Below are 16971 nucleotides of genomic sequence, written 5' to 3'. Positions count from 1 at the left end.
GCGTCCATTACACCCCAACATGGGCACGAGAAAAAGGGGCCGGTGTCCTTCACCGGCGCAGAGTCACAGGCCGCGATCGATCAGGTCGAGGATCTCCTCGCTGGTCGCCGCGTGGATCTTGTCGACCGCGTCAGCGTGCGCACCCTCGCCCGCGCCGACCTCGGCCAACAGGGTGGCCAGGCGCTTCGCGAGCGCCGCCCGGGCCTCGCCGTCGTCCCCGAGCTCGGCGATGGTCGCGCGAAGCCGGTCGACGTCGGCGAAGGCCACCGACACCGGATCCGGAACGAGCTCCGCGCGCAGGAACTCGGCGACGGCCCTGGAACTCGGGTGGTCGAACACCATGGTGGGCGGCAACCGCAGCCCCGTCGCCGCACCGAGGTGGTTGCGGAGCGCCACGGCGGCGAGCGAGTCGAAGCCGAGTTCCTTGAACGCCTGGTCGGCGTCGACCGAGTCCGCGGCGTCGTGGCCGAGCACCGTGGCGGCTCCGGCCCGTACCAGTTCGAGCATCAGGTGCCGCTGTTCGGGTATCGACAGGTCGGCCAGTCGCAGCGCCCAATCGGACGGCGCGGATCCGCTCGATCCGGCCGAGCCCGACCCCGCGGCACGCCTGCGCGGTTCCCGGATGAGGCCGCGCAGCGGGGCAGGCACGTAAGCCCCTGCCGACCAGGAGAGGTCGAACCGGGCGGCGGCCACGGCCGGAACACCGGCGGCCAGCGCGTCGTCGAAGAGGGCCAGGCCGTCTTCAGCGGTCATCGGAACCATGCCACTGCGGCGGGCCCGGGCCAGATCGATCGCCCCGAGGTTGTCGGTCATGGTGCTCGGCGGTGCCCACATGCCCCACGCGATCGACACCGCGGGAAGACCGAGGGCGTGGCGGTGCCGGGCCAGGGCATCGAGGTACATGTTCGCCGCCGCGTAGTTCGCCTGTCCCGGCGCGCCGAGGACACCGGCCAGCGAGGAGAACAGCACGAAGGCCCGCACCCCGGATGTCGCGGTCAACCGGTGCAGATGCCAGGCCGCGTCGACCTTCGGCCGCAGCACCGCGTCGAGCCGCTCGGGGGTCAATGAGCCAAGGGTTGCGTCGTCGATCACGCCTGCCACGTGGATCACCGCGGTCAGCGGGTGCTCCTGCGGTATCCCCGCCAGCAGCGCCGCGAGGGCCGACTCATCGGAGGTGTCGCAGGCGAGGATGCTCACCTCGGTGCCCAGATCGGCCAGTTCGCGACGCAGCCGGTCGCAACCCTCGGCGTCGGGTCCGCGCCTGCTGGTCAGCACCAGATTCCGCGCCCCGTGGGCGGCGACCAGGTGCCGGGCCACCAGCGACCCCAGGGTGCCGGTGCCGCCGGTGACGAGAACGGTGCCGTCCGGGTCGAACGGCGTCGATGTCTCGACGGCCGGCGCGCGCCGCAACCGGGGCGCCAGCAGGGCGCCGTTCCTGGCCGCCGATTGGGGTTCCCCGCTCGCCGCTGCCGACATGATCGCGGTTTCGGCATCCGACGCGTCGTCGAGGTCGACCAGGACGAACCGGTCCGGATTCTCGTTCTGTGCGGACCCCACGAGGCCCCACACCGCCGCGGCCGCGAGGTCGGCGCCCGCGTCCGGGTCCTGCCCGTCGTCGGTGACCATCGCATTGCGGGTCACGATCACCAGCCTGCTGTCGGCGACGAGGTCATCGTCCAGCCACTCCTGCAGCAGGTCCAGCACCCGGGCGCACAGTTCGTGGGTCGCGTCCGGACCGTGCTCGCCCCCGGTTCCGCATCCGACCAGCACCGTCCAGGGGACCCGGTCGCCGTCGTCGGGGACGGACTCCATCGCGGTTCGCAACGCCGCCAGGTCGCGATGGTGGGGAAAAGCCGAACCGTCGCCCTGCTCGCCCGGCCACCCGGAGCCGAGGACCACCACCGGTCCCGGTGCCGGCTCCGACGAGGGGCCCTCGACCGGAATCCAGGTCAGCCGGTGCAGCGGCGGGGTCGCCCTGCCACCCGCACCCGACCCGTCGACAGCTCTCGGCACCACCCGCAGTGCGTCGACGGTCAGCACGGGATCGCCTCGGGGGTCGGCGAGGGCGACGCGATATCGCCCGTCCTCGCTCGCCTCGGACCGCACCGACACCGCTTCCGCTCCGACGGTGTGCAGGCGGATTCCCGACCAGGTCACCGGCCAGCCGTCCCACCCGAGGATCGGCTCGAGCGCGGCCTCCAACAGCTCCGGATGAATGCCGTAGCCGGTCGCGTCGGTGCCTTCCTCCAGGCGCACCTCGACCTCGGCGTCGCCCGGAACCTGTTGCGCGGCAGCGGCGGCGGGCCCCACGACGTCGTCGATCGTCGCGGAGGCGTTCCGGACCCAGGCATCGGGGCTGTCGGCCTCGGCCGCGTTCGACGAGATGGTGACGGTGCGACCACCGGTTGCGTCGATCGGGGACACGAGCACCCTGATCGATGCCTGCCCCGGCGACGGGAGGGTCAGCGGCTGGTGCAGCGTCAGCTCGTCGATGTGGTCGAGACCGATGTGGTGGGCCGCATGCAGCGTGAGTTCGACCAGCACCGCGCTCGAGACCGGCTGCGGTGCGTCCGGCGACGGCGCCTCACCGTCATCGACCGGCGGCGGCACGAGCCACGAATCGCGCGGCAGCGAGAGCTGTCCGGTGAACATCAGCGCGCCGTCATCGAGGCTCACCGCCGCGCCGAGCAGCGGATGATCCGCGGAGCCGAGCCCCAGCTCCGTCGGATCGCCGGTGCTCCGCATCGACGTCGAGGGCCAGAAGGAACGACGCTGGAATGCGTAGGTGGGCAGGTCGACCCGGCGACGCCCGGGCAGTACCCGATCCCAGTCGACCGGGATGCCCTGCACGTAGGCCGCCGCGACCGCCGCGATGACCCCGTTCGCCTCGTCTCCGCGTCCGGGCAGCGTGGCGATCGCGTTGGGGACCACCTCCGCGGCGAGCGCGGTCAGGGTCGCGCCAGGGCCGACTTCGACGAGGCGGGTGACCCCGAGCTCGTCGAGGGCGCGAATGCCGTCGTGGAAGCGCACCGATTGCCGGATGTGCTGCGTCCAGTAGTCCGGTGACACGAGTTCCTCTGCGGTGGCGACGCGACCGGTGACGTTGGAGATGACCGGCACGGTCGGCGGCTGCGGCGTCAGCCTCGACACCACGGAAGCGAACTCGTCGAGGATGGGATCCATCAGGGTGGAATGGAAGGCCCGCTCGACCCGCAGGCTCGTTGTTTTCAGGCCTGCGGCGGACAATTCGGATGCGATGGTGTCCAGATCGCGTTCACCGCCCGCGAGCACCACCGATTCGGCACCGTTGACGGCCGCCAGATCGACCCGGTCGTCGATCCGTGCGAGCACGTCCTCGGCCCGGGCACGGACGGCGATCATCGCGCCCGGCTTCGTCGATTGCATCAAGCGTCCGCGCTCGCCCACCAGGGCGGCGGCGTCGGGCAGGCTGAACACTCCCGCGACGTACGCCGCCGTGATCTCTCCGATCGAATGGCCGATCAGGTAGTCCGGGGTGATTCCCCAGTCCCGCAGCAGCCGATAGAGCGCGACCTCGACGGCGAACAGGGCCGGCTGGGTGTACTCGGTGCTGTCGAGCTTGGCGGCGCCGCCCTCGGCGTCGTCCCAGATCACCTCCCGCACCGGGACTTCCACATGCTCGTCGAGTGCGGCACAGACCTCGTCCAGTGCCTCCGCGAACACCGGGTAGGCCTCGTAGAGGCCACGGCCCATCCCGATCCGTTGCGCGCCCTGTCCGGTGAACATGAAGGCCGTCTTGCCGCGGACGCTGGTCCCGTCGATGACGTTGCCGCCCGGTCGTCCCTCCACGATGCGGGCCAGGCCGTCGCGCAGGTCGGCGAACGTCTCGCCGATCACCGCGGCGCGGTGGGCGAAGCCGGATCGGGTGGTGGCCAGGGAGTAGGCGAGGTCGGCAGGATCGGGGAGATCTTCCGCGTTGTCGAGGAACTCCGCCAACCGCGCTGCCTGCGCCCGCAGCGCGTCGCCGGTCTTTCCGGAGATCACCCAGGCCAGCGGCGTGGCCGACCGCGGCGAGGGATCGGGCGTCGGGAGGTCGGGTGGCTGTTCGAGGATCAGGTGCGCGTTGGTGCCGCTGATGCCGAACGACGAGACCGCCGCGCGACGGGGCCGCCCGGTCTCCGGCCATGAAACAGCGTCGGCGAGCAGCGAGACCTCTCCCGCGGTCCAGTCGACGTGCCGGGTCGGGGCGTCGCCGTGCAGGCTCGGCGGCAGCACCCCGTGCCGCATCGCCATCACCATCTTGATCACGCCCGCGACTCCCGCCGCGGCCTGGGCATGGCCGATGTTCGACTTCACCGAGCCGAGCCACAGTGGCCTGCCCTCGCGGTCCTGCCCGTAGGCGGCCAGCAGCGCCTGCGCCTCGATCGGGTCGCCGAGCGTCGTGCCGGTGCCGTGGGCCTCGACGGCGTCGATGTCGGTGGGTGCGAGCGCGGCATCGGCCAGCGCCTGGCGGATCACCCGCTCCTGGGACGGCCCGTTCGGTGCGGTGATCCCGTTGGACGCCCCGTCCTGGTTGATCGCCGATCCGCGGATGATCGCCAGCACCCGGTGGCCGTTGCGTTCGGCGTCGCTCAGCCGTTCCAGCACCACCATGCCCGCGCCCTCGCTGAGCCCGGTGCCGTCAGCCCGGTCGGAGAAGGGCTTGCACCTGCCGTCGGAGGCGAGGCCGCGCTGGCGGCTGAACTCGATCAGAACCCCGGGTGTGGACATCACCGTCGCCCCGCCTGCCAACGCGAGCGCGCATTCACCGTCGCGCAGTGCCCGCGCCGCGAGGTGCATGGCCACCAGCGAGGACGAGCAGGCGGTGTCCACCGTGACGGCGGGCCCGGTGAAGCCGAGAGAGTACGAGATCCGGCCGGAGGCAACGCTGTTGCTGGTGCCGGTCATCAGATAGCCCTCGGCATCGACGTTGCGCCTGCTCATCAGGTGGAAGCCGTAGTCGCCGCCCATCAGCCCCACGTACACGCCGGTGTCGGTGAGTCCCGGTCCGTTCGGCTGGATCCCCGCCCGTTCCAACGCTTCCCAGGCGCTCTCCAGGAGCAGCCGGTGCTGGGGGTCCATCGCGATCGCCTCGCGGGGGCTGATGCCGAAGAACGCGGCGTCGAACTCGTCTGCGTCGTAGAGGAATCCGCCCTGGCTCATGTAGGTGGTGCCTGCGCGCTCCGGGTCGGGGTGGTAGACCTCGGCGAGGTTCCAGCCGCGGTTGTCGGGGTACGCGCCCACCGTGTCGTGGCCCTCTCGCACGAGTTGCCAGAGGTCGTCAGGGCTGTACACCCGGCCCGGATACCTGCAGGCCATCCCGACGATCGCGATCGGGTCCTCGCCCCTGCGAGTGCGCGCAGGCCGGGTCGGCTGCGGTGCCGCATCCGACCCGAGCAGGCGGGCCACGAGCTCCTGTGCGAGCGCATCGGCGGTGGGATGGTCGAACACCACCGTCGCGGCGAGTCCGACGCCGGTGGCGGTCGCGAGCTGGTTGCGCAGTTGCACGGCGGTCAGCGAGTCGAAGCCGAGCTGCTTGAAGGCCCGTTCCGGGTCGATCGCCTCCTTGCTGTCGTGGCCGAGCACCGCTGCCACGTGGGTGGTGACGAGGTCGACGACCCGGCTGTGTCGCTCGCCGGGGTCGAGTGCCCGCAGCTCGTCGGCCAGGCCGGTGGGTGATTCGGCGGCGGCGACCCGGCGACGGATCCCGAGGACGCGACGCAGGATCGGCGGCAGGGACTCGGCATCGGAACGGGAGGGTCGCGTCGAGAGACGGATCGGCACGATCAGCGGCCGGTTCACGGCCAGGGCCGCATCGAACAGGGCCAACCCCGACTCCGGGCTGATGGTGTCGATGCCGGAGCGCTGCAACCGGTCCAGGTCTGCCGCGTTCAGGTGGGAGGTCATCCCGCTCGGCCGGTCCCACAGCCCCCAGGCCATGGAGATCGCCTGCAGCCCGCGGGCGCGACGGTGTTGCGCCAGTGCGTCGAGGAAGACGTTCGCGGCCGCATAGTTCGCCTGGCCCGCGCCGCCGAGCACACCCGCCGCCGAGGAGAACAGTACGAAGGCCGACAGGTCGTGGTCGCGGGTGAGCTCGTGCAGGTGCCAGGCACCGTCCACCTTGGGACGCATGACCTCGTGCAACTGGTCTCGGGTCACGGTGGCCGCGGTGGCATCCTCGAGCACCCCGGCCGCGTGGATCACACCGGACAGGTCGGGGATGTCTGCGAGCAGGGCGGCGATCGCGGCGCGGTCGGCCACGTCGCAGGCGACCAGGCGGATCTCGGTCCCCGACTCGGCGACATCGGCTCGCAGTTCGGCCGCGCTGTCGGCGCCCTGCGCGTGCCTGCCGGTCAACACCAGCCTGCGCACCCCGTACCGCGCGACGAGGTGGCGGGCGATCAGCCTGCCGATGGTCCCGGTGCCACCCGTGATGAGGACCGTGCCCTCCGGACCGAAGGGGGCCGGCTCCGCAGCGAGTGCGGCACTTGCACTGACGGGCGTCTCCGCGGCGAGCATGGGCGCCAGCAGCACGCCGTCCCGGATCGCCAGCTGGGGTTCGTTGCAGGCCAATGCCATTGCCAGCAGCGCGGGATCGGCGGGTTCACCCGCCGCCGCATCCAGGTCCACCAGGCAGATGCGGTCCGGGAACTCGTGCTGCACCGCGCCGATCAGCCCCCAGGCGGGTGCGGCCGACACGTCGTCGATCGGTTCGCCGTCGCGCACGCCAACCCCGAGCCGGGTGGTGACGAGCAGGCGGGTCTGCGCCAGCCGGTCCTCGCGGAGCCAGGACTGGACCGCGGCCAAAGCTGCCTCCGCGGCGGCGTGCGCCCGGGCCGGCACGTCGGACTCCCCGCCCGGCTCGCAGTCCAGCCGCAGCACGCGACCGGACTGGTCGCCGCCCGCCAGTGCCTCCGCGAGCGGCACCAGCTCCGCCCCGGCCGCCGCGGCCGCACCCACCGGCATCCACTCCACCCGGTAGAGGTTCTCGCCTGCACCGGCGGCGGGGAGTCGGGTGTCCCCGAGCGGCCGCAGCGCCAGCGAATCCACGGTCAGCACGGGTTTACCGGCCACGTCGAACGCCGATACCCGGTACCGCTCGGGACCGATCGACGTGACGTGCACACGCAGAGCGGTGGCGCCGACGGCGTGCAACTGCACCGCGCCCCAGGCGAAGGGCAGCCGGACACCGCTCTCGCCGGACGCCGCGCTCCCGAGCGCGATCACGTGCAGCGCCGCGTCGAGCACGGCCGGGTGGATCCCATATCCCGCGACCGCCTCGGCCGGGTCCTCGCCGCCCAGACTCACCTCGCCGTACAGCTCGTCGCCGCGGCGCCACGCCGCCCGCAGGCCACGGAAGCTCGGGCCGTACCCGTAGCCGGCCTCGTCGAGCACTCCGTATAGCCCCCCGACATCGATCGGCGTGACATCGGCAGGCGGCCACTGCTGTTCGTCGGAGTCCGCGGAGCCGACGGCCGCGGTGAGCGTGCCGGTGGCGTGCCTGGTCCACGGGGTCTCCCCCGACGCATCCGCGGGCCGGGAGTGCACCGCCACCGTGGAGCGGCCGCCGTCGCCATCGGCGAGGACGCTCACCTGCACCGCCACCTCACCCTCGTCCTGGATCAGCAGGGGCGCTTCGATCGCGAGGTCCTCGAGCCCGCCGCGCGCGACGCGGTTCCCCGCGTGGAGGGCCAGCTCCACGAATGCGGTGCCGGGCAGAATGACCGTTCCGTTCACCGCATGATCGCGCAGCCACGGAAGGCGTTGCGGGGAGAGCAAGCCCGTGAACACCACGCCCCGGTCGTCTCCGAGCTCGACCGACGCGGCGAGCATCGGGTGTCCGCCGGTGTCCATGCCCGTCGACGCGACATCACCGTGCGGCGCGGGACTGTCCAGCCAATAGCGACGGTGCTGGAAGGCATACGTGGGCAGGTCCACCCACCGCTGCCGATCGTCACGCCGGGCCCAGTCGACTCGGTCCCAGTCGATGTGCACCCCGGACACCTGCGCCTCGGCGAGCGCGGCGGTGAACTGGCGCAGGCCGGCGCGGTCGCGCCGCAGGGTGCCGATGGTTCGCCCCGCGACACCCGCCGCGTCGAGGGTCTCCTGCAACGGCACAGTGAGGATGGGATGGCTGCACGACTCGATGAACAATCGATAACCATCCGCGGCCAGCGCTCTGGTCGCCTGCTCGAACCGGACGGGGCGCCGGAGATTCCGGTACCAGTAGTCCGCGTCGAGTGCGGAGCCGTCCAGCGCGCCACCGGTCACCGTCGAATAGAACGGGATCCGCGACCGGCGGGGCGTGATCGAGGCAAGTGCGTCGAGGATCGGATCCCGCAACACCGACACATCCGCGCAGTGCGAGGCGTACTCCACCGCGATCCGCCTGGCCTGGACGCCCTCGCCCTGCAACTGCCCCACCAGGATGTCGAGGGCTTCGACGGGCCCGGACACCACCGTCGCGGAGGGACCGTTCATCGCCGCCACCTCGACGGCGCCCGCCCACGGTTCGATCTTCGCCCGCACCGCGTCGGCGGGCAGTGCCACCGAGGCCATCCCGCCGCCGCGTCGCGCCGACGCGGCGATCACACTGCTCCGCGCGGCGACCACCAGCGCCGCGTCGGACAGGCTCAGCGCACCCGCGACGCAGGCTGCGGCGATCTCGCCCTGCGAATGTCCGACCACGGCCGCCGGTTCGACGCCGTGTGCGCGCCACAGTTGGGTGAGGGCGACCATCACCGCGAACAGCGCGGGTTGCACGACATCGACCCGGTCCAGCGAGGACGGATCGCGGTCGCGGAGCACGTCGAGCAGGGAGAACTTCGTGTACGGCGCGAGCGCGTCGGCGCATTCGCGCACGCTGTCGGCGAATACCGGCGACGACTCGAGCAGTTCCTCGGCCATGCCCACCCACTGCGCACCCTGACCCGGGAAGACGAACACCGGCCGGTCCCCTGCTTCCATGGCCAGGCCGGTGACCGCATCGGGGCTGGGTGCGCCCCGGCCGAGCGCGTCGAGCCCGGCCAGCAGGCCCGAGGGCTCCGCGCCGATCACGGCGGCGCGGTGGTCGAAGGCGGCGCGCGAACCCAGCAACGCCCCGGCCACCTCGGCCGGCGTCAGTTCGGGATGGCCGACGACGTACTCGCGCAACCGCTCGGCCTGGGCGCGCAGCGCGGGTTCGGTGTGGCCCGATACGAACCAGGCCACGACCTCGCCTTCGGGAACGGCCGATTCGTCGGGTGACGGCGAGACGGACGGTGGCTGCTCCAGCACGACGTGCGCGTTGGTGCCGCTGATGCCGAACGAGGACACTGCCGCGCGTCGGGGCCGATCGGCCTCCGGCCAGTCGCGGTTCTCGGTGAGCAGGGACACCGAACCGGCGGACCAGTCGACGTGCGGGGTCGGCCGGTCGACGTGCAGCGTCTTCGGCAGGACACCGTGACGCATCGCCATGATCATCTTGATCACCCCGGCCACACCAGCGGCCGCCTGGGTGTGCCCGAGATTCGACTTCACCGAGCCGAGCCACAGCGGCCGGTCGGCGGGCCGATCGCGGCCGTAGGCGGCCAGCAGGGCGGACGCCTCGATCGGATCGCCCAGCGTGGTTCCGGTGCCGTGCGCCTCGACCGCGTCGACATCGGCCGGGCCGAACCCGGCACTGTCCAGGGCCTGCCGGATCACCCGCTCCTGTGCCTGCTTGTTCGGAGCTGTCAGGCCGTTGCTGGCACCGTCCTGGTTCACCGCACTGCCACGGATGACGGCCAGTATCCGGCGACCGTTGCGCTCCGCGTCGGACAGTCGTTCCAGCGCGACGATTCCCGAGCCCTCACCCCAGGCCGTACCGTCCGCGGCGGCGGAGAAGGCCTTGCACCGCCCGTCCCTTGCCAGTCCGCGCTGGCGACTGAACTCCACGAACACCGCTGGTGTCGCCATGACCGTCGCCCCGCCCGCGAGCGCCAGTTCGCACTCACCGCTGCGCAGCGCCTGCATCGCGAGGTGGATGGACACCAGGGACGAGGAGCACGCGGTGTCGACGGTGATCGCGGGTCCACACAGGCCGAAGCTGTACGCCACGCGTCCGGAGGCGACGCTCATGGCGTTCCCGGTGATGAAGTAGCCCTCGAGGTCCTCCGGCGGCGCCCCGCCTGCCCGCGCCGCGTAGTCGATACCGGACAGCCCGGTGAAGACACCAACCTGGGCACCGTGCACCGACCGCGGATCGATGCCTGCGTTTTCGAAGGTCTCCCAGCTCGTTTCGAGGAGAAGACGCTGCTGCGGGTCCATGGCCAGCGCCTCGCGGGGCGAGATCCCGAAGACCTCCGGATCGAACCCGGCCGGATCGTCCAGGAAGCTGCCCTGCACCGTGTAGGTCTTGCCGGACTGCTCGGCCTTCGGATCGTAGAGGTCCGCGATCCCCCAGCCGCGGTCCTCGGGGAACCCGGTGACGGTGTCCGTACCCGACTCGACCAGGCGCCACAGATCCTCCGGCGACCGGACCCCGCCCGGGTACCGGCAGCCCATCCCGATCACAGCGATCGGTTCGCGGCTGACTCCCTCGGCCTCACGAAGCTTCTCCCGCGTCTGATAGAGATCTGCGGTCACCCGCTTCAGATAGTCGAGGAGCTTCGCCTGATCGGCCATCCGAGATCAGCTCCAATCTGAGCCCCCCGTATCAGCGCGGGACACCGATTGTATCCGTCACCACCTCTCGGAGGCAGCGGTCTGCCGGTCACGAGGTACATCGAGAACACAAAAAAGCCCCCCTCGAATGAGGGGGGCTCTTCTTGTGGTCCCGGCTGGGATCGAACCAGCGACCTTCCGCGTGTGAAGCGGACGCTCTCCCACTGAGCCACGGGACCGAGCCGCGCGTTGAACTCTCGCGGCCGGACGGGATGGAACATTAACACGACTTCCGTGGAAGTGAAAAACCGCTGTCCGACCCCGTCCCCATCCCCGTCGAACCACGTCCCTGTTCCCGGCGAACCCTTGTTCTCTGTCGCCCGATCCTCCGACCTGACGGCAGCAAGGAAACAGGAGCCCACCCCCGTCTATGCGCGGCAAGAGTGCAGTCAATGCGCTGCACTCGATCCCCGATTCCGTCACTGAACTGGCGATTTGTGACTACACACCCCGTGGGCTAATGTTTCATCTCGCACCACGGAGGCAGCAACGCCGCCCCCGGAAGTGCAATGCGGATGTAGCGCAGTGGTAGCGCATCACCTTGCCAAGGTGAGGGTCGCGGGTTCGAATCCCGTCATCCGCTCTCGAGGTTGGACTCGACCTTGACGGTGGAGTGGCCGAGTGGTGAGGCAACGGCCTGCAAAGCCGTGCACACGGGTTCGATTCCCGTCTCCACCTCGCGCGATTAGCTCAGCGGGAGAGCGCTTCCCTGACACGGAAGAGGTCACTGGTTCAATCCCAGTATCGCGCACGAAGGAAAAGGCACCCGGACGGGTGCCTTTTCTGTACACGCACTGTCGGACCTACACAATGGGTCCGGGAGTGCACAATGCGGATGTAGCGCAGTGGTAGCGCATCACCTTGCCAAGGTGAGGGTCGCGGGTTCGAATCCCGTCATCCGCTCGTTTGGGCCGGACCAGGTTCCGGCTTCTCGCGCGATTAGCTCAGCGGGAGAGCGCTTCCCTGACACGGAAGAGGTCACTGGTTCAATCCCAGTATCGCGCACCAGCACCGAAAGCCCCGGCCACCGGCCGGGGCTTTCGTCGTTTCGGGGCAGCGGCGGGGTGAACGTCGGGTGAACACCGAGTCGGCCGAGCCTGTCGAGTTGAACGACCGTTCACATTAAGGTTTGCTCGTCCGGACACCGAACGATGCGACCCGAGGACTGTGATGGAGTTCAACCAGATCGATCGCCGCCGATTCCTGGCAGGCGCCGCCGCGGCGGGCGCCGCCCTGCCGCTGGCAGCGATGGCACCCGGGATCGCGGCCGCCGCCGACACCAAGCCCGCCGCAGGCACCGGCAAGTTCCCGTTCCCCGCGGACACCAACCTCCGAGTGCTGATCACCGGGGACGCGGGCACCGGCACCAAGGCACAGTGGGCGGTGGCCGACGCGATTCGCGATCTGCACAGTCGCGAGCCCTTCTCGATGGCGCTCGGCCTCGGCGACAACATCTACGAGATGGGGCCGACCAACGAGAACGACACCCAGTTCGCGGCGAAGTTCGAGGACCCCAACCACGACCTCGACTTCCCCTGGGTGATGGCACTCGGCAACCACGACAACAGCGCGATCTTCCCCGGCGACGGCGGCTGGCTGTTGCGCGGCGACGAAGAGGTGGACTACCACCCGCTCTCCCGGCGGTGGTGGATGCCCAGCCGCTATTACTCGGTCCGCATTCCCGAGAAGAACCCTGTGGTCGAGTTCTTCGTCCTCGACATGAACCCGGTCGCCGCCATGCTGCCCCCGATCCTCGCGCCCTACTGGGCTGCGGACGGGCAGTTCATGAACGAGCAGCGCGCGTGGCTGGACGCGGCGATCGCCGCGTCACCGGCCAAGTGGAAGATCGCCTGCGCGCACCACCCCTATCTGAGCAACGGATCCCACGGCAACGCGGGCAAGTACGACGGGATGCCGGTACCGCCCGCGAACGGCGCCGACGCGAAGAAGTTCTATGAGGAGCACGTCCTCGGGCGGTGCCAGTTCCTCCTCGCCGGACACGATCACTCGCTGCAGGTCCTCGAGCCGACCGTCGAGTCCAAGGGCACCCGTCAGATCGTCTCCGGCGCCGCAGGGAAGACCAGCAGCGGCAAGGCCAGCTCCACCACGAACAAGAGCCTCTTCGAGAACTTCGCGGACGTCGGATTCATGGTGATGGACCTCTCGCCCACCGCCGCCACGCTCCGCGTCTACACGGTCGACATCACGACCTCGAAGGCGAAGGAAGTGTTCAACCGCCGCCTGTAACAACCGAGGCGTACCCCTCCGGATCGACCCGGAGGGACAATGGCCTCATGGTCTTTCGGGTGCTCGCCGAGGCGACGATGACCGTGCACTTCGCGTTCCTGGTGTACGTCGTCGCCGGCGGGTTCCTGGCCTGGCGGTGGCCGTGGGCGATCTGGCCGCATCTCGTGCTCGCCGGCTGGGGCTTCTCGACCATCGTGTTCGGCCTCGACTGCCCGCTCACCGCCCTGGAGAACTGGGCCAGGCACGAGGCAGGCGAACAGGGGCTGCGCACCGGCTTCATCGACACCTACCTGACCGGTGTCGTCTATCCGGAGCGGTACACCGCGCTGCTGCAGATGCTCGCCGGGCTCGTGGTCCTCGTGTCCTGGACCGGCTTCCTCATCCGGCGCAGGCATCCGGCCCGGGCCCGGGTCACCGCGCCGAACTGATCGCACCCCTCGGGTCGACGAGGCCGCGCAGGGTCCGCCTGGCCGCCCTGCCCTCCGGCGTCGGCAGCAGCGGGTAGACGTGCAACATGTCCCGCTCCTCGTGGTACTCGAACTCGGTGTTGCTGAGCGCGATTCGCTCGCGCAGCCGCCGCGCGTCCGCGTTGAGGATGTCGCGGGTGCCGGTGAACACCGTGATGTGCCCCAGGTCGTCGAGGTCGGCGTTGATCGGGCTCACCCGGACGTCCGCCGGCTCCAGTGCGCCGCGGTACGCCTCGCCCGCCACCCGCAGCCCGTCCGGACTCAGCCACGGGTCGTGTGCCGCGAGGCCGGCGATGGCCGGGTGGTCGGCGGTGATGTCGAGCCACGGCGAGATCAACACCGTGCGCCGCGGCGGCGCGAGGGTGCGTTCCCGCAGCGCCACCGCGACGGCCAGCGCCATGCCCCCACCCGAGGAGTCGCCGAGCAGGGAGAACCGCTCGGCACCGCACTCCCCCATCAGGCATTCGGCGAGGTCGGCGGCCGCCGGCACCACGACGTCCGCGGTCGCAGACGGCGCGAGCGGATAGATCGGGACCACCACCTCCATCGGCAACGACTGGGCCAGATCCGCGACCAGCAGCCAGTGTTGCCGGGTGATCTCGCGGAAGTAGGAGCCACCGTGGAGGTAGAGCGCGCTGTCCAGATCCCGCCGCGACGCGCCGTGCGCGGCCACCGAGTACACCGGCCAGCCGGCGCCGGTGCGCTCCAATCGGATGTCGACCCGCCGGTCGAGCCCGCGGGGCGGGCTGAACGAACGGGGCCGCAACGCCCGGCCCGCGATCTCGCGGCGGGTGGCCTCGGCGCCGACCCGCCTGCTGCCCCGCAACGCGAGCGCCGCGGGCATCAATCGGCTTGCCAGGCTGGTCATCAGCTCACGCTCGCGTGCCCGGCGATGAGATCGCGGTACCAGAAATAGGAGTCCTTCGGCGTCCGGGCGAGGGTCTCGTAGTCGATGTGGACGAGCCCGAATCGCTCCTTGTACCCGGCCGCCCACTCGAAATTGTCGAAGATCGACCAGGCGAAGTAGCCCCGCACGTCGACGCCGTCCTCGATCGCCGCCCGGACCGCATGCAGGTGTTCACGGTGGTAGTCGATCCGCCGACGGTCGTCGACCCGGCCGTTCTCGTCGGGGTCGTCGTCGTGGAACGACGCCCCGCTCTCGGTGATGTAGATCGGCGGCAGCGCGTCACCGAACCGGTCCGCGAAGATCCCGAGGATCTCACGCAGCCCCGCGGGGACGATCGGCCAGCCGAAGTCCGTCCGCTCGTAGCCCTCGAGTGCGACCGGCTGGAACGGCATCCCCGGCGGCAGGTCCACCTCGAGGACCCCGCTGCTGCCCTCATCGGAGGTGGGCGCGGCGATCAGCGTCGGCTCGTAGTAGTTGATGCCGAACCAGTCGAGCGGCTGCGAGATCACCTTCAGGTCCTCGGCGACCGGCCCCTGCAGCGCCGCGGCCAACTCCTCCGCCGGATAGCTGCCCCGCAGGACCGGATCGGCGAACGTCCAGTTCACGATGTGGTCGTAGATCTCGGCGGCGGCGACATCGGCCTCCGAATCACTGGCCGCGTGCACAGGCGCGTGGTTGGAGGCGATCCCGATGTTGCCGCAGCCCGCCGCGCGCAGCGCCTGCACCGACAGCCCGTGGCCGAGCAGCTGGTGGTGGGCGGCCTGCAGTGCGCCGAAGCCCAGTTCCTGGCCGGGGGCATGCACGCCGAGCGCGTGCCCGTACAGGGTGTGCACGACCGGCTCGTTCAACGGCATCCACATGCGCACGCGATCGCCGAGCCTGCGACCGACGATGTCGGCGTACTCGGCCAGTCGATAGGAGGTCTCGCGGTTGAGCCAGCCGCCCGCCTCCTGCAGCTCGACCGGCAGGTCCCAGTGGAACAGGGTGACGGCCGGATCGATCCCGGCCGCGACGAGCTCGTCGACGAGGCGGTCGTAGAAGTCCAGACCCTCCTCGTTGACCGGACCACGGCCGGTGGGCTGCACCCGGGACCAGGAGACGGACAGCCGGTAGGCGTCGACGCCGAGGTCGCGCATCAGCCCGACGTCCTCGCGGTAGCGGTGGTAGTGGTCGATGGCGACGACTCCCGTCTCGCCTCCGACGATAACGCCGGGCCGCTCGCAGTACTCGTCCCAGATCGAGCGGCCCCGCCCACCCTCATCCACCGCGCCCTCGATCTGATAGGCGGCGGTGGCGACCCCCCACAGAAAGCCATGAGGGAACGTCGGATTGGTTTCAGTCGCAGTCATGAGCCGAGTTTGCCGAAATGTTGGACGCGCGTCCAGTGCGGTGCTTGAATTCATCAACACACCGCCCGAACGGGCCCGGCGAAAGCACACTGGCCTCATGACGCTCCCCACCCCCGCATTGCGGGCCGCTCGCGTGTCGACCGCCGTTGGCTTCGGCCTGCAGGGCATGTTCCTCGCCGCACTCCTGACGCAGCTCCCCCAGTTCAAGGACCGGTACGGCTTCGACGACTCCACCATCGTCGTCGCGGTGGTGCTGGTCTCGCTGGTCGCGGCCGTCGGCAGCGTGATCGCCGAGTACCTGGCGACCAGGACCTCGAGCAAGACCACCCTGCGAGCGGGTCTGTTCGTCATCGCCTGCGCAGGCACCGGGATCGCCTTCGCGCCGTCCCCCGCCGCGTTCTTCACCGGGTTCGCCGTGTACGGCATCGGCCTCGGCATGGTCGACGCGGCCACCAACATGCAGGCCGTGGCGATCCAGCACCGCTACGGCCGGTCGATCCTGTCCTCGTTCCACGGCGCGTGGAGCGTCGGCGCCATCGTCGGTGCCCTGTACGTCTCGGCCTGCTCGGCGCTCGAGGTGAGCCTGCCGGTGTCGATCTTCGGCGCCGCGCTCGGGGTCGCCGCCGGCACGCTGCTGATCGGTCCGCGACTGCTCGAGGTCGGACCCGAGGCCGAGGCGACCACGTCCGCCGCACCGCTGACGATCCCGATGCGCCCGTTCCTCGCCCTCGGTGCGGCGATGGCGCTGTTCTTCGCCATCGACTTCAGCGTCGGCAACTGGTCGGCGCTGTACCTCAAGGACCTGCTGCTCGCCAGCGCCAGTACGGCGGCCCTCGCGGTCGCCGCCTATCAGACCGCGGGCCTCGTCTCCCGCCTGACCGGCGACTTCTGGGTGCGACGCCACGGCGAGGTCGCGGTGGTCCGGGTCGGCTCGGCGATCGCCGCGCTCGGGCTCGTCGTCGTGATCGTCGCGCAGAGCCCGACCGTCGCGATCATCGGGTTCCTCATCGTCGGACTCGGCGCGCCGGTCATCGCCCCGCTGTGCTTCAGCGCCGCAGGCAGGCTCGCCCCGCCCGACCAGACGGACGCCGTGATCGCCCGACTCAACCTGTTCAACTACGCGGGCACATTGGTCGGCGGCGCCATCGTCGGCGCGGTCGCGGCCGTCTCCAATCTGCGAATCGGCTTCGTCCTGCCGCTGCTGTTCGCGGTGGCCCTGTTCCTGCTGGCCCCCGCGTTCCGGCCCAAACGGGTCGCCGCAGGGGCCGATTCCGCCGACCTGACGCGTGTGGTCGACTAG

The 16971-nt window shown here is 70.5% G+C and carries 6 protein-coding genes and 6 tRNA genes; 8 read left to right on the top strand and 4 right to left on the bottom strand.

Annotation, left to right across the window (positions count from 1 at the left end):
• Window positions 1-63 precede the first annotated feature (63 nt).
• Window positions 64-10662, bottom strand: coding sequence for a type I polyketide synthase (locus JOE46_RS03205; RefSeq protein ID WP_209926213.1), 10599 nt, complete (start codon window positions 10660-10662; stop codon window positions 64-66).
• Window positions 10663-10808: 146 nt separating this feature from the next.
• Window positions 10809-10880 (bottom strand) — tRNA-Val (locus tag JOE46_RS03200).
• A gap of 332 nt (window positions 10881-11212) precedes the next feature.
• Here JOE46_RS03200 and JOE46_RS03195 point away from each other — a divergent pair.
• The 7 genes from JOE46_RS03195 (at window position 11213) to JOE46_RS03165 (ending at window position 13376) form a co-directional block, all read left to right on the top strand.
• A tRNA-Gly gene (locus tag JOE46_RS03195) sits at window positions 11213-11284 on the top strand.
• Window positions 11285-11308: 24 nt separating this feature from the next.
• Window positions 11309-11379, top strand: a tRNA-Cys gene (locus JOE46_RS03190).
• 1 nt (window position 11380) lies between these two features.
• Window positions 11381-11452: transfer RNA gene (locus JOE46_RS03185), tRNA-Val, on the top strand.
• Window positions 11453-11532: 80 nt separating this feature from the next.
• Window positions 11533-11604: transfer RNA gene (locus JOE46_RS03180), tRNA-Gly, on the top strand.
• 30 nt (window positions 11605-11634) lie between these two features.
• Window positions 11635-11709 (top strand) — tRNA-Val (locus JOE46_RS03175).
• 159 nt (window positions 11710-11868) lie between these two features.
• Window positions 11869-12948 (top strand): metallophosphoesterase, encoded by a 1080-nt coding sequence (locus JOE46_RS03170; protein WP_209926201.1) that lies wholly within the window; start codon window positions 11869-11871, stop codon window positions 12946-12948.
• 47 nt (window positions 12949-12995) lie between these two features.
• Entirely contained in the window at window positions 12996-13376 is a 381-nt protein-coding gene (locus JOE46_RS03165) for a DUF2784 domain-containing protein (protein WP_097211312.1), read from the top strand.
• On the opposite strand, the gene JOE46_RS03160 is transcribed toward JOE46_RS03165, so the two are convergent.
• Window positions 13360-14283, bottom strand: a complete 924-nt coding sequence (locus JOE46_RS03160) for an alpha/beta hydrolase fold domain-containing protein (protein WP_097211311.1) — start codon at window positions 14281-14283, stop codon at window positions 13360-13362. The two genes, JOE46_RS03165 and JOE46_RS03160, sit on opposite strands and share 17 nt — an antisense overlap.
• Window positions 14283-15671: a GH1 family beta-glucosidase gene (locus JOE46_RS03155; RefSeq protein ID WP_209926199.1), complete on the bottom strand. Its 1389-nt coding sequence runs from the start codon at window positions 15669-15671 to the stop codon at window positions 14283-14285. The genes JOE46_RS03160 and JOE46_RS03155 overlap by 1 nt, the downstream gene beginning before the upstream one ends.
• Here JOE46_RS03155 and JOE46_RS03150 point away from each other — a divergent pair.
• Window positions 15670-16971 carry an MFS transporter gene (locus JOE46_RS03150; protein ID WP_209926197.1) on the top strand — a complete coding sequence of 434 codons (1302 nt, stop codon included), beginning with the start codon at window positions 15670-15672 and terminating at the stop codon, window positions 16969-16971. The two genes, JOE46_RS03155 and JOE46_RS03150, sit on opposite strands and share 2 nt — an antisense overlap.

It is taken from the genome of Rhodococcus sp. PvR099 (assembly GCF_017833315.1).
GTDB classification, from domain to species: domain Bacteria; phylum Actinomycetota; class Actinomycetes; order Mycobacteriales; family Mycobacteriaceae; genus Rhodococcus_G; species Rhodococcus_G oryzae.
This window is presented reverse-complemented; position numbering and strand designations above follow the sequence as displayed.

Excerpts from the sequence above, each read along its gene's own strand:
- JOE46_RS03165 (WP_097211312.1), top strand. The coding sequence starts at position 12,996 with ATGGTCTTTCGGGTGCTCGCCGAGGCGACGATGACCGTGCACTTCGCG.
- JOE46_RS03155 (WP_209926199.1), bottom strand. The coding sequence starts at position 15,671 with ATGACTGCGACTGAAACCAATCCGACGTTCCCTCATGGCTTTCTGTGG.
- JOE46_RS03150 (WP_209926197.1), top strand. The coding sequence starts at position 15,670 with ATGAGCCGAGTTTGCCGAAATGTTGGACGCGCGTCCAGTGCGGTGCTT.
- JOE46_RS03160 (WP_097211311.1), bottom strand. The coding sequence starts at position 14,283 with ATGACCAGCCTGGCAAGCCGATTGATGCCCGCGGCGCTCGCGTTGCGG.
- JOE46_RS03205 (WP_209926213.1), bottom strand. The coding sequence starts at position 10,662 with ATGGCCGATCAGGCGAAGCTCCTCGACTATCTGAAGCGGGTGACCGCA.